The organism is Lapidilactobacillus achengensis (genome assembly GCF_003946655.1).
Classification (GTDB): Bacteria; Bacillota; Bacilli; order Lactobacillales; family Lactobacillaceae; genus Lapidilactobacillus; species Lapidilactobacillus achengensis.
Genome location: NZ_RHOV01000013.1, coordinates 1 through 13,546 on the forward strand (window position 1 = coordinate 1; position 13,546 = coordinate 13,546).

Consider the following 13,546-nt stretch of genomic DNA (forward strand, 5'->3'; position numbering starts at 1 on the left):
CATAGCGCAACTGGATAGAGTGTCTGACTACGAATCAGAAGGTTGTAGGTTCGACTCCTACTGGGTGCATAGTTCGGGAAGTAGCTCAGCTTGGTAGAGCACCTGGTTTGGGACCAGGGGGTCGCAGGTTCGAATCCTGTCTTCCCGATGGTAGTAAAATAATAAAATGCGGAAGTAGTTCAGTGGTAGAACATCACCTTGCCATGGTGGGGGTCGCGGGTTCGAATCCCGTCTTCCGCTTCTGAGTCTGAAAGATAGCTTTTAGGCTTTTTTGTTCTAAGGATTCAGTAGAGCTGATTGACGGGAAATAGCTCAGCTTGGTAGAGCACTACGTTCGGGACGTAGGGGTCGCAAGTTCAAATCTTGTTTTCCCGATTGAAAAACGTTGAAAGTGATTAAACTTTCAACGTTTTTTGGTATCAGTTAGGAACTTGGTAGTTGGCAGATCGGTTAATTTCTTTTATAATGAAGGTCAATGATGGTCAAAATCAGATGAGACTTGATAGAAAAGGAATCGATCGATGGCAGGACAAAATATTTCAGATATAATTGAAGCGTATTTGAAACAAATTCTGGCTGCGGAACAACAGATAGAAATCAATCGTTCCGAAGTAGCGGCGCAGTTCAATTGTGTTCCTTCACAGATCAATTATGTCATTAAGACTCGTTTCACCACGCAACAAGGCTATTTGGTGGAAAGCAAACGGGGCGGCGGCGGATACATTCGCATTGAAAAGATGCAATTTTGCGATCAGGACCATTACTTGAATCGCTTAATTGCGGCAATCGGGGCGCAAATCACCTTGCCGCGGACGTTAATGGTTTTGCAGCAGTTGATTGAATCGGAATTGATCAGTGAACGCGAGGCACGCTTGATTGCCACGATGCTGACAGATGAGGCATTGCGGATCAAGGATCAGACGGCCGCGGAAACAGTGCGCGCTAATCTCTTGAGCGCATTATTGGATGGCTTACGTTATCGCTGAATTTGGTTTAAAGAAAGGCAGGCGTTATCTTGGATAATCTATTTACAGAAAGTGCCAGTAAAGTGCTGGTCATTGCCCAAGAACAGGCGCGGTATTTTCATCATCACGCGGTGGGGACAGAGCATTTATTGTTAGCATTAACGATGGAAACGGAGGGAATCGCCGGTAAGACGCTGCGGCAATTGACGATCACCCCGGATTACGTCAAGGAGGAGATCGAGCGGTTTACTGGTTATGGCTCGTCCTCCGCAGAAGGTTCGGATCAGGCGGATGGCTATTTGCCTTATTCGCCGAAGTCCAAGCAGATTTTGGCTTATGCTGGGGACGAGGCCAAGCGTCTAGGCGCCATCAAGATTGGCACCGAACATATTTTGTTAGGATTATTACGTGAGGACGATATTTTGGCCGCGCGGATCTTGACGAATTTGGGGCTCAGTCTAACCAAGACGAAGCAGATCCTATTGAAAAAAATGGGCTTATCTGACGCTAATTTCAAAAAAGGGCAGATCGCTGGCGGCCGTGCTTCAGCGCGACCGGCAGCAACGCAAGCGAAGACGTTGACCCCGACTTTGAATTCTTTAGCGCGGGATTTAACGGCTGCGGCCACGGAAGCGAAAATGGATCCCGTTGTCGGTCGTGATCGGGAAGTTAAGCGGGTGATTCAGATTTTGAGCCGGCGCACAAAGAACAATCCGGTCCTGGTCGGCGAACCTGGCGTTGGTAAAACAGCGATCGCCGAAGGACTAGCGCAGCGCATCGTTGCGGGCAATGTCCCGGCTGATATGCGGCAAAAGCGGCTGATGATGCTGGATATGGGGTCCCTGGTTGCTGGCACCAAGTATCGTGGTGAGTTCGAAGATCGCCTAAAAAAGGTGATCGACGAGATCTATCAAGATGGCCAAGTCATCCTGTTTATTGATGAACTGCACACGCTTGTTGGCGCAGGTGGGGCAGAAGGCGCGATCGACGCTTCCAATATTTTGAAACCGGCCCTGGCTCGGGGTGAATTGCAGTTGATCGGCGCGACGACCTTGGATGAATATCAGAAGTATATTGAAAAGGATTCCGCCCTGGAACGTCGGTTTGCCACCGTGCAAATCGATGAACCGACGCCGGCCGAAACTGAATCAATTTTGAAGGGGTTACGTCCGCGTTACGAAGCTCATCATGGTGTGACGATCACCGACGAGGCTTTACATGAAGCGGTTGTACTAGCGGACCGCTATATTGTGGGACGATTCATGCCCGATAAGGCGATTGATTTGATCGACGAATCCGCCGCTAAAGTCCGCTTGGATGAAGCCAGTGACCTGAGCCCGCTGGATCAGGTCCAACAAGAATTGAACCAAATCATCGCCCAAAAGGAACAAGCGATCGAACAACAGGACTTCGAGCAGGCCGCCAATATTCGTCAGAAAGAAATGGCCTTGAAAGTCAAACTCGATGAAGTGATCGCGGCCAATCCTGGCACAGTTCGCTCCGATGTGAAAGTCACGCCAGAAGACGTGGCGGAAGTCGTTTCTGAGTGGACCGGGGTACCATTGACCCAACTGCAGAAGAAAGAGAGCGAACGGCTGATCAACCTGGAACAGATTCTGCATAACCGGGTTGTGGGTCAGGACAAGGCCGTGACTTCGGTGGCTAAAGCAATTCGCCGGGCCCGTAGTGGGTTAAAAGATCCACAACGGCCGATCGGTTCATTCTTGTTCTTAGGACCAACCGGCGTCGGTAAAACCGAATTGGCCAAGGCCTTGGCCGAAGCGATGTTTGGTTCGGAGGACAATTTGATTCGAATCGATATGTCCGAATTCATGGATCAATACACCACCTCCCGTTTGATTGGGTCACCGCCAGGCTATGTTGGCTATGACGAAGGCGGTCAATTGACCGAGAAAGTTCGCAACAAACCTTACTCGGTTGTGCTATTTGATGAGGTGGAAAAGGCCCATCCGGATGTTTTCAACTTGTTGTTACAGGTTTTGGATGATGGTTATTTGACTGATGCCAAGGGGCGCCGCGTCGATTTCCGCAATACGATTTTGATCATGACTTCGAATTTAGGGGCAACGGCCTTACGTGATGACAAATCAGTTGGGTTCGGCGCTTACTCGGCGACGGATCAGCATGCGGAGATGAACGCCAAGATCATGGAGGCGACGAAGCAATTCTTCCGGCCAGAATTCCTGAACCGGATCGATGAGACCGTGATTTTCCATAGTTTGGATAAGGCGCAATTGCGCACCATCGTTCGGATCCTCTCGCGGAAACTACAACAACGGTTGGCGGAGCAACAAATCAGCTTGAAACTGACGCCGGCAGCCATGGATGTGATCGCTCAGGATGGCTTTGACCCTGAATATGGCGCCCGGCCATTGCGGCGCGCGATCCAACGGGACATTGAGGATCGGGTCAGTGAAATGTTGCTGGACAAAACAATCACCACCAATAGTCAAGTTACGGTCGGCGCCAGTAAAGGAAAAATCACGGTTAACGTGAAAGCCTTGAAGCCCAAAGAAGCGGCGCCAAAGACCAAAAGCAAAAAAGCTGTCAAAACGCCTTGATTCCTTCAGATGATAGGTCCAAATAAGTAAGTCGCAACAAGCTAGGTTGTTAACAATCTAGCTTTTTTGCTGGGTTCTGTGCTATCCTTTGAAAGAACGAAAAGAAAAAGAGGTTCATTATGTCTGAATTAGTAACTACCGTGTCCAGTTATCAACAGGCCGCGGCTGTCATTGCGGCCGGCGCCGACCGCCTATATCTCGGCGAGGACGAATTCGGGTTGCGCTTACCCCATAGTTTCGCGCGAGAGGAATTGGCGGCGATCGTGACCCTAGCTCATCAGGAGCAGAAGAAAGTCACTGTGGCGGCTAACGCTATTTTCCATAACGATCGCATCGCCAAAATCGACGAGTATTTCCGCTTTCTCGCGGCAATCGGTGTGGACGAGGTCAGTATTGGTGATCCCGGGGCAATCAATGTTTTGCGGCGGGCGCAACTGAACTTGCCCTACCTTTATGACGCGGCCGACTTGGTGACCAGTTCGCGGCAAATCAACTTTTGGGGGAAACATGGAGCGCACGCCGCGGTGTTGGCCCATGAGGTTCCTTATCAAGAAATGATGCCCCTAAGCCAAAAGGTGACGATTCCTGTGGAGGTCACGGTTTATGGCGCCATTGTGATTCATCAGTCTGGACGGCCGCTATTGGATAACTATTCGAATTTTGTCCAAGAGCATTTGGACCGGACGGATCGGCAACGGGGGTTGTTTATTGCGACGCCCCATCATGATGAGACCCATTATTCGATTTATGAAGATCGCAATGGGACGCATATCTTTGCGAATAACGATCTTGACCTGCTGCCGGATCTGCCTAAGTTATGGGATCTTGGGTTGCGGCGTTGGAAGCTGGATGGTCTCTTCGCCGATGAAGCGACCTTCCCCCAAGTTGTCGCGGCTTTTGCCCAAGCGCGCGCACTTTTGGCGGCGGGAACAGCGACCGCCGCGGACTTGGCAGTGCTGGATCAAACGGTTCAGCAGTTGCAACCAGCAGGCCGCGGTTTAGACAATGGTTTCTTTGATTTAGATCCAGATGAGGTGAAATAATGTTAACTGCAGTCAAACATCCAGAAGTACTAGCGCCAGCCGGGACCCCCGAGAAATTAAAGGTCGCGATCGACTATGGCGCCGACGCGGTCTATATCGGGGGCGACGCCTATGGTCTGCGCTCCCGTGCGGGAAATTTCTCGTTCGCGGAAATGAAAAGCGGTGCGGATTACGCCCATCAACACGGAGCAAAAGTTTACGTGGCTGCCAACATTGTCGCCCACGAGCAAAATTTAGCCGGAGCCGGTTCGTTTTATCGGCAAGTGCGCGATGCGGGAATTGATGCGGTGATCGTCTCGGATCCCTCCTTGATCGAAACGGCGATCACCGAAGCACCAGGTCTGAAGGTTCATTTATCCACCCAAGCTTCCGCAACCAACTATGAGACCCTGAATTTCTGGCAAAATGAAGGCTTGGAGCGGGTGGTTTTAGCCCGGGAGGTGGGGATCGCCGAAATCAAGGAAATGCGTCAACATACCGATGTCCAAATCGAAGCGTTTGTCCATGGTGCTATGTGTATTGGCTATTCCGGGCGTTGTGTGCTGTCCAACCACTTGAGTCTGCGGGACGCCAATCGAGGCGGCTGCGCGCAGAACTGTCGCTGGAAGTATGACTTGTTCGATCTCCCTGACCTAGGTCAGAAGCGCGAATTGGTTGGGCACGGTCCAGATGGAAAAGCCGAGAAGTTCTCCATGAGCGCCGTCGATATGTCGATGATCGAGCACATTCCTGATTTGGTCGAAGCAGGTGTGGATTCGCTGAAAATCGAAGGACGAATGAAGACCGTTCATTATGTCTCGACCGTGGCCAATGTTTATTCCACCGCGGTTCGGAAATATTGCGCTGATCCGGCTAATTATCAGTTGGATCCGGCTTGGGTCGACGAGTTGTGGAAAGTGGCTCAGCGCGAATTGTCGACAGGCTTTTATTACGGGACGCCAAATGAGGAGTTCCAATTGTTTGGTCAACGGCGCCGTTTGCCTCATTACGCCTTCGTCGGTGAGGTCTTGGCCTACGACGCGGCGACACGGCAAGTGACGGTCCAACAACGCAACAATTTTGGGATCGGCGATCAGATCGAATTCTATGGACCGAACTTCAGTCATCATACTCAAGCGGTAACCGATCTGTTCGATGAGGACGATCAAGCCATCGACCGGGCGCCGCATGCGATGCAGGTCGTGCACTTTACTTGCGCTCAACCGGTTCAGCCGGGCGATTTCGTCCGGGCCCAGGCGCGCCACTAGGTTCTGGCCGGCCTTGGATTCGGGGACATTTCGGGTCTCAATTTGGTAGATTCACACATTTGAGCAAAAAAAGACAATTAACAACGCTTACAATTTGTCAAGACCTTTACAGATAGAAATATTTAGCGTATACTAACAAGGTCTGACAAGAGCTGTAGCGTACAATATTACAGTATCACGACCGATCTTTTGTCCGGTAAGTGATTATATAAGTACAAAGGCAAGGCGTTTGCTGTTGCTTTTGTCTTTTTTTTGCTTAAAAACTGGTCGAAAGAACGATTTAATCAAAATGTAACATTTGTCATGATTCTGAAATATTAGCAAGCTACTGATTTTTTTGAAGGGGTGAACGGTTTGGTAGGACACATCGTGAAATATGGTAAGCACCGGACGCGGCGTTCTTACGCGCGGATCAAAGAAGTGCTCGATTTACCAAATTTGATCGAGATCCAAACAAATTCATATCAATGGTTCCTAGACGAAGGGCTCAGCAGCATGTTCCAAGACATTATGCCGATCGACGACTTCGCGGGTAACCTTTCGCTTGAATTTGTTGGCTATAAACTTTTAGAACCAAAATACTCAGTCGAAGAGGCGCGGCAACATGACGCCAATTATTCGGCGCCTTTACACGTTACTTTGAAGTTGACCAATCATGAAACCAATGAGATCAAAACTCAGGATGTTTTCTTTGGCGATTTCCCATTGATGACCGAGCAAGGGACCTTCATTATCAACGGTGCCGAACGGGTTATTGTTTCCCAATTAGTTCGTTCCCCTGGTGTTTATTTCAATTCATCAATCGATAAGAACAGCCGGACGCTTTACGGCACAACGGTCATCCCGAACCGCGGCGCCTGGTTGGAATACGAATCTGATGCGAAGGATATTTCCTACGTGCGGATCGACCGGACCCGGAAGCTTCCCTTGTCAATTTTGATTCGGGCATTGGGCTACGGCTCGGATTCCGAAATCATCGATATCTTAGGTGAAAACGACAGCTTGATGTCAACCTTGGAAAAGGATGTCCACAAGGATACCAGTGATTCACGTGTCGCTGAAGCCTTGAAAGATATTTACGAACGTCTCCGCCCAGGCGAACCGAAGACCGCAGATAGTTCGCGGTCATTGCTGTACGCGCGCTTCTTCGACCCTAAGCGCTACGATTTAGCGCCGGTTGGTCGTTATAAAATCAATAAGAAACTGGGCTTGAAACATCGCCTGATCAATCAAACGCTTGCTGAAACCTTAGCCGATCCTGATACCGGTGAGATTTTAGCGGAAAAGGGTAAATTGGTCGATCGCGAAGTCATGGAGAAGTTGAATCCTTATCTGGCCCGTGATGATTTCAAGACGGTCACTTACGAACCTTCTGATGAAGGTGTTGTTAATGAACCAATGACTGTGCAAGTCATCAAGGTGGTTTCACCCGATGATCCTGAAAAGGAAGTCAATCTGATTGGTAACGCGAATATCGCCGAGGATGTCAAGCACATTACCCCTGCGGATATCGTGGCTTCGATCAATTACTTCTTGAACCTGAGCGAAGGCTTAGGAAGCACTGATGATATCGACCATTTAGGCAATCGGCGGATCCGTTCCGTTGGTGAATTGCTCCAAAACCAATTCCGCATTGGTTTGGCGCGGATGGAACGGGTTGTGCGGGAACGGATGTCGATCCAAGATATCAACACAGTCACCCCACAACAATTGATCAATATTCGTCCTGTTGTGGCGTCCATCAAGGAATTCTTTGGGTCTTCCCAGCTGTCCCAGTTCATGGATCAAACGAATCCGTTAGGTGAATTGACCCATAAGCGGCGTTTGTCTGCCTTAGGACCTGGTGGTTTGACCCGTGATCGCGCTGGTTACGAAGTGCGGGACGTTCACTATACCCATTATGGCCGGATGTGCCCAATTGAAACCCCTGAAGGACCAAACATTGGCTTGATCAACAGTTTGGCGTCTTATGCCGTCGTCAACAAATACGGCTTCATTGAAACCCCTTATCGCCGGGTCGCTTGGACCGATCATAAGGTTACCGATAAGATCGACTACTTGACCGCTGATGAAGAAGATAATTACATCGTCGCGCAGGCGAACTCTGTGTTAAACGATGATGGTAGTTTCGTCGCTGACACAGTCTTGGCGCGACACAAAGACGAAAACATCGAAATCAGCCCTGAGAAAGTCGATTACATGGACGTTTCGCCTAAACAGGTTGTCGCGGTCGCGACTGCCTGCATTCCTTTCTTGGAAAATGACGACTCCAACCGGGCCTTGATGGGTGCGAACATGCAGCGTCAGGCTGTGCCATTGGTTGATCCTCATGCGCCATTAGTTGGTACTGGGATGGAATATGTGGCTGCCCATGACTCCGGGGTTGCTTTACTGGCTAAATATGATGGTGTCGTTGAATTCGTTGACGCTAAAGAAATCCGGACGCGTCGCGCTGATGGCACCTTAGATAAATATCAATTAATGAAATTCCGCCGTTCTAATGGTGGTAAGAGTTACAACCAACGGCCGATCGTCGCTAAAGGTGATCAGGTCGACGCTGGTGAAATCATCGCTGATGGACCAGCAATGGAAAAGGGCGAGTTAGCCTTGGGTCAAAACCCATTGATCGCCTTCATGACGTGGAATATGTATAACTTTGAAGACGCGATTGTGTTATCAGAACGGTTGGTCAAAGACGATATTTACACCTCGATCCATATCGAAGAATATGAATCAGAAGCTCGTGACACCAAATTAGGACCTGAAGAAATGACGCGGGAAATTCCTAACGTTGGTGAAGATGCGCTGAAAGATTTAGATGAATTCGGGATCGTGCGGATCGGGGCCGAGGTTCATGATGGTGATATCTTAGTCGGCAAGGTCACGCCAAAAGGGGTCACTGAACTATCTGCTGAGGAACGTTTGCTCCATGCGATCTTTGGTGAGAAGGCTCGCGAAGTTCGCGATACCTCACTCCGTGTCCCTCATGGCGGCGGTGGCATCATTCAAGACGTGAAGATTTTTACCCGTGAAGCAGGCGATGAGTTAGCACCAGGCGTCAATATGATGGTGCGGGTCTACATCACCCAGAAGCGGAAGATCCAAGTCGGGGATAAGATGGCCGGTCGTCACGGTAATAAAGGGACGGTTTCCATCGTGGTTCCTGAAGAAGATATGCCGTTCATGCCTGATGGTACGCCAGTTGATATTCTCCTGAACCCAATGGGCGTGCCTTCACGGATGAACATTGGTCAGGTCTTGGAATTACATTTAGGCATGGCCGCTCGTAACTTGGGAATCCACGTTTCCACGCCAGTTTTCGATGGCGCTAATGAGAAGGATCTTTGGGATACCGTTAAGGAAGCCGGCATGGCCAGTGATGGGAAGACTGTTCTTTACGACGGTCGGACCGGCGAAGCCTTCCATAATCGTGTTTCTGTTGGGGTCATGTACTACATGAAACTGGCCCACATGGTTGACGATAAGATCCATGCTCGTTCGATTGGACCTTACTCCTTAGTGACGCAACAACCTTTAGGTGGTAAAGCCCAATTTGGTGGTCAGCGTTTCGGGGAAATGGAAGTTTGGGCCTTGGAAGCTTACGGCGCCGCTTATACCTTACAAGAAATCTTAACTTACAAATCGGATGACGTTGTTGGCCGGGTCAAGACCTATGAAGCCATTGTCAAAGGCGAACCAATTCCAAAACCAGGCGTACCTGAATCCTTCCGCGTTTTGGTCAAAGAATTACAGGCTTTAGGGCTTGATATGAAGGTCTTGGATGCCGATCATCAGGAAATCGAACTCCGCGATATGGATGACGAGGATGATGATATCGTCAATAACGACGCGTTACAGAAATACTCCGACGAACAAGAGAAGAAACGTCAAGAAGAAGAGGCGCAAAAAGCCTTAGCTGAAACGACGGGTAAAGATCAGCCGGCTAAGTAAGCGGTCGATTGACAATAGACAGGGAGGTCTAAATCTTTGATCGATGTAAATAAGTTTGAAAGCATGCAAATCGGACTTGCATCCCCTGACAAGATTCGGAGCTGGTCTTATGGCGAGGTCAAAAAGCCAGAAACGATCAACTACCGAACCTTGAAGCCAGAACGTGATGGCTTGTTCGATGAACGCATTTTCGGACCAACTAAAGATTGGGAATGTGCCTGTGGCAAATACAAACGTGTCCGTTATAAGGGCATTGTCTGTGATCGCTGTGGTGTTGAAGTTACCCGTTCTAAGGTTCGGCGCGAACGGATGGGTCATATTGAATTGGCCGCACCCGTTTCACATATTTGGTATTACAAGGGAATTCCTAGCCGGATGGGTTTGATTTTGGACATGAGCCCACGCGCTTTGGAAGAAATCATTTACTTTGCTTCTTATGTTGTGATTGACCCAGCTGATACCACATTGGAATACAAGCAATTGTTGACTGAGCAAGAATATCGGGAACGGCTCGACGAGTTCGATGGTAAATTCACTGCCAAAATGGGCGCTGAAGCTATCAAAGAATTGTTGCAAAAGGTCGACTTGGACAAAGAAATCAAGTCCTTAAAAGAAGAATTACAAACCGCCCAAGGGCAAAAACGGACCCGCTCGATTCGCCGTTTGGATATTCTGGATGCCTTCAAGCAATCCGGTAACCGTCCTGATTGGATGATCATGGATGCGATTCCGGTTATTCCACCAGATTTACGGCCAATGGTTCAATTGGAAGGTGGTCGTTTCGCGACTTCTGACCTTAATGACCTTTACCGTCGGGTGATCAACCGTAACAACCGGTTGAAACGCTTGCTGGACTTGAACGCGCCAAGCATTATTGTCCAAAATGAAAAGCGGATGCTGCAGGAAGCCGTTGATGCTTTGATCGACAATGGTCGCCGCGGCCGTCCTGTTGCTGGACCTGGTAACCGCCCATTGAAGTCTCTTTCGCACATGTTGAAAGGGAAGCAAGGCCGGTTCCGTCAGAACTTGCTGGGTAAACGGGTCGACTATTCTGGCCGTTCTGTTATTGATGTTGGCCCAACTTTGAAGTTCTATCAATGTGGGGTCCCACGTCAAATGGCGCTGGAGTTGTTTAAACCATTTGTCATGCACGAATTGGTTAAGCGCGACATCGCCTCAAATATCAAAAACGCCAAACGCAAGATCGAACGTCAAGATGATGATGTTTGGGATGTTTTGGAAGATGTGATCAAGGAACGTCCCGTGCTATTGAACCGGGCGCCAACGTTACACCGTCTGGGCATTCAAGCTTTTGAACCTGTCTTGGTCGATGGTAAATCCATTCGTTTGCATCCACTGGCTTGTGAAGCCTACAATGCCGATTTCGATGGGGACCAAATGGCGATCCACGTGCCGTTATCTGATGAAGCGCAAGCTGAAGCCCGGATGCTGATGCTGGCCGCCCACCATATTTTGGCGCCAAAAGATGGTAAGCCAATCGTAACCCCTTCACAGGACGTTGTTTTGGGTAACTATTACCTGACGCTAGAAGAACGCGGTCGTGAAGGCGAAGGCATGATTTTCAACAACATCGCCGAAGTTGAAACAGCGATGCAAAATGGCGATGTTCATTATCACTCCCGGATCGGGTTGTCGATTGCTTCTATGCCAACGAAACCATTCCCAGCGGCACAAAAGAATGGCATCTTGTTGACCACTGCTGGCAAGGCCTTGTTCAACCAAGTTTTACCAGAGAACTTCCCGTATTTGAATGAGCCTTCCAACGCTAACTTGGTAGATGGCAATTTGGACAAGTTCTATTTGGAACCAGGGGAAGATATTCACGCGAAATTGGAACAAGAGCCACTGGTGACCCCATTCAAGAAAGGCTTCTTGTCTGATATCATCGCGCAAGTCTTCAAGGTCTATAAAGTTCAACGGACTTCTGAATTGTTGGATGATATGAAGGAACTGGGTTATACGGTCTGCACGATCTCCGGCTTGACGGTTGGGGTGGCTGATGTGCCTGTCATGCCTGATAAGGACCGCATTGTTGACGACGCCCATAAGAAAGTTGCCAACGTCTCCAAGCAATTCCGTCGAGGTTTGATTACCGACCAAGAACGTCATGATCGGGTCATTACCTTGTGGAATGATGCGAAGGATGAGATCCAACAAGAATTATCTGATTCCTTTGACCCATCTAACCCAATCTCAATGATGAGTGATTCTGGCGCCCGGGGTTCGATTTCTAACTTTACCCAGCTTGCCGGCATGCGGGGCTTGATGGCCGCGCCTAACGGTGGGATGATGGAAGTTCCCGTAACATCAAACTTCCGTGAAGGCTTGTCCGTCATGGAAATGTTCATGTCAACCCACGGTGCCCGTAAAGGGATGACCGATACGGCCTTGAAAACAGCCGATTCTGGCTACTTGACCCGACGGTTGGTTGACGTTGCCCAAGATGTCATCGTTCGTGAAGAAGACTGCGGCACTGACCGCGGGATTTTGATCAAAGCGATCCGCGAAGGCAATGAATTGATTGAATCCTTGTTTGATCGTTTAGTTGGTCGTTATTTGCAAAAATCAGTGATCAACCCAGAAACCGGGGAGCTGATTGCTAAACGCGGCGATTTGGTCAATGAAGACACTGCGCATCAAATTGTTGACGCTGGTGTTGAAGAAGCGACGATCCGCTCCGTCTTTACCTGCGATACCAAACATGGTGTCTGCAAGAAGTGCTATGGCTACAACTTAGCGACTGGCGGCGAAGTCGAAGTCGGCGAAGCTGTCGGAACCGTTGCCGCTCAATCGATCGGCGAACCTGGTACCCAGTTGACCATGCGGAATTTCCACTCCGGCGGTGTTGCCGGCGGTGAAGATATTACCCAAGGGTTGCCACGTGTCCAAGAAATTTTCGAAGCGCGGAATCCGAAGGGGCTTTCGGTGATCACTGAAGTTACGGGTGAAATCACTGCCATCGATGAGAACCCGGCCGAACATACCCGCGAGATCACCGTTGAAGGTAAAACCGATACGCGGACCTATAGTGTTCCTTACGCGTCTAGTGTGGCCGTTGCTGAAGGCGATCACATCGAACGCGGCGCGAAGTTAACGGGTGGTTCCATCGATCCGAAGCAGTTGATCCGTGTCCGTGATGTGATTTCCACTGAGAACTACCTGCTGTCTGAAGTCCAAAAGACTTATCGGATGCAGGGTGTTGAAATCAGTGATAAGCACGTCGAGGTCATGGTTCGGCAAATGTTACGGAAGCTTCGAGTGCTTGATCCTGGTGATACCGAGATCTTGCCAGGGACCTTGCTTGACATTGCTGATTTCACCGAACAAAACCAAGCAACTTTGGTCAAAGGTGGCATTCCGGCCACTGGTCGTCCGGTACTGTTAGGAATCACCAAGGCTTCCTTGGAAACCAACAGCTTCTTGTCGGCGGCATCCTTCCAAGAAACAACACGGGTCTTAACCGACGCGTCGATTCGCGGTAAGAATGATCCTCTAATCGGCTTGAAAGAGAATGTGATTATCGGGAAGATCGTGCCTGCTGGTACCGGGATGGCGAAGTATCGTCACATGGAACCGGAGAAGGTTGGCGCTTCCTCTAAGAGCATCTATTCGATTTCTGATATTGAGAAGGAAATGGAAGACAAGGATGCCGAAGCGGCACCAAAGAAATAAAGTAAACCGTCATTCTGCATTGAACCAAGGATGACAAGGTCTCAGATCACCGATCAAAGCTCCAG

6 protein-coding genes and 3 tRNA genes are annotated in these 13,546 nt (G+C 49.5%); all 9 read left to right on the forward strand.

From position 1 onward, the window contains the following. Nucleotides 1–74 precede the first annotated feature (74 nt). The 9 genes from EKM94_RS07875 to rpoC all read left to right on the forward strand — a co-directional run bounded on the left by EKM94_RS07875 (nt 75) and on the right by rpoC (nt 13,481). Nucleotides 75–148 (forward strand) — tRNA-Pro (locus EKM94_RS07875). A 20-nt stretch (nt 149–168) separates the two neighbouring features. Then, nucleotides 169–240 (forward strand) — tRNA-Gly (locus tag EKM94_RS07880). A gap of 61 nt (nt 241–301) precedes the next feature. After that, nucleotides 302–375: transfer RNA gene (locus EKM94_RS07885), tRNA-Pro, on the forward strand. A 146-nt stretch (nt 376–521) separates the two neighbouring features. After that, nucleotides 522–986 carry a CtsR family transcriptional regulator gene (locus tag EKM94_RS07890; protein ID WP_125600072.1) on the forward strand — a complete coding sequence of 155 codons (465 nt, stop codon included), beginning with the start codon at nt 522–524 and terminating at the stop codon, nt 984–986. Between the two features lie 29 nt (nt 987–1,015). Continuing rightward, nucleotides 1,016–3,547, forward strand: a complete 2,532-nt coding sequence (locus EKM94_RS07895; RefSeq protein ID WP_125600075.1) for an ATP-dependent Clp protease ATP-binding subunit — start codon at nt 1,016–1,018, stop codon at nt 3,545–3,547. A gap of 119 nt (nt 3,548–3,666) precedes the next feature. Further along, nucleotides 3,667–4,590 carry a peptidase U32 family protein gene (locus EKM94_RS07900; RefSeq protein WP_125600078.1) on the forward strand — a complete coding sequence of 308 codons (924 nt, stop codon included), beginning with the start codon at nt 3,667–3,669 and terminating at the stop codon, nt 4,588–4,590. Further along, nucleotides 4,590–5,837, forward strand: a complete 1,248-nt coding sequence (locus EKM94_RS07905; protein ID WP_125600080.1) for a peptidase U32 family protein — start codon at nt 4,590–4,592, stop codon at nt 5,835–5,837. Before EKM94_RS07900 ends, EKM94_RS07905 begins: the two co-directional genes overlap by 1 nt. Before the next feature lie 354 nt (nt 5,838–6,191). After that, the gene (gene rpoB / locus EKM94_RS07910; RefSeq protein WP_125600083.1) at nt 6,192–9,788 is read left to right on the forward strand and encodes a DNA-directed RNA polymerase subunit beta; all 3,597 of its coding nucleotides are present in this window, start codon (nt 6,192–6,194) and stop codon (nt 9,786–9,788) included. Between the two features lie 36 nt (nt 9,789–9,824). Continuing rightward, nucleotides 9,825–13,481, forward strand: coding sequence for a DNA-directed RNA polymerase subunit beta' (gene rpoC, locus EKM94_RS07915; RefSeq protein ID WP_125600086.1), 3,657 nt, complete (start codon nt 9,825–9,827; stop codon nt 13,479–13,481). The last annotated feature ends 65 nt before the right edge of the window (nt 13,482–13,546 follow it).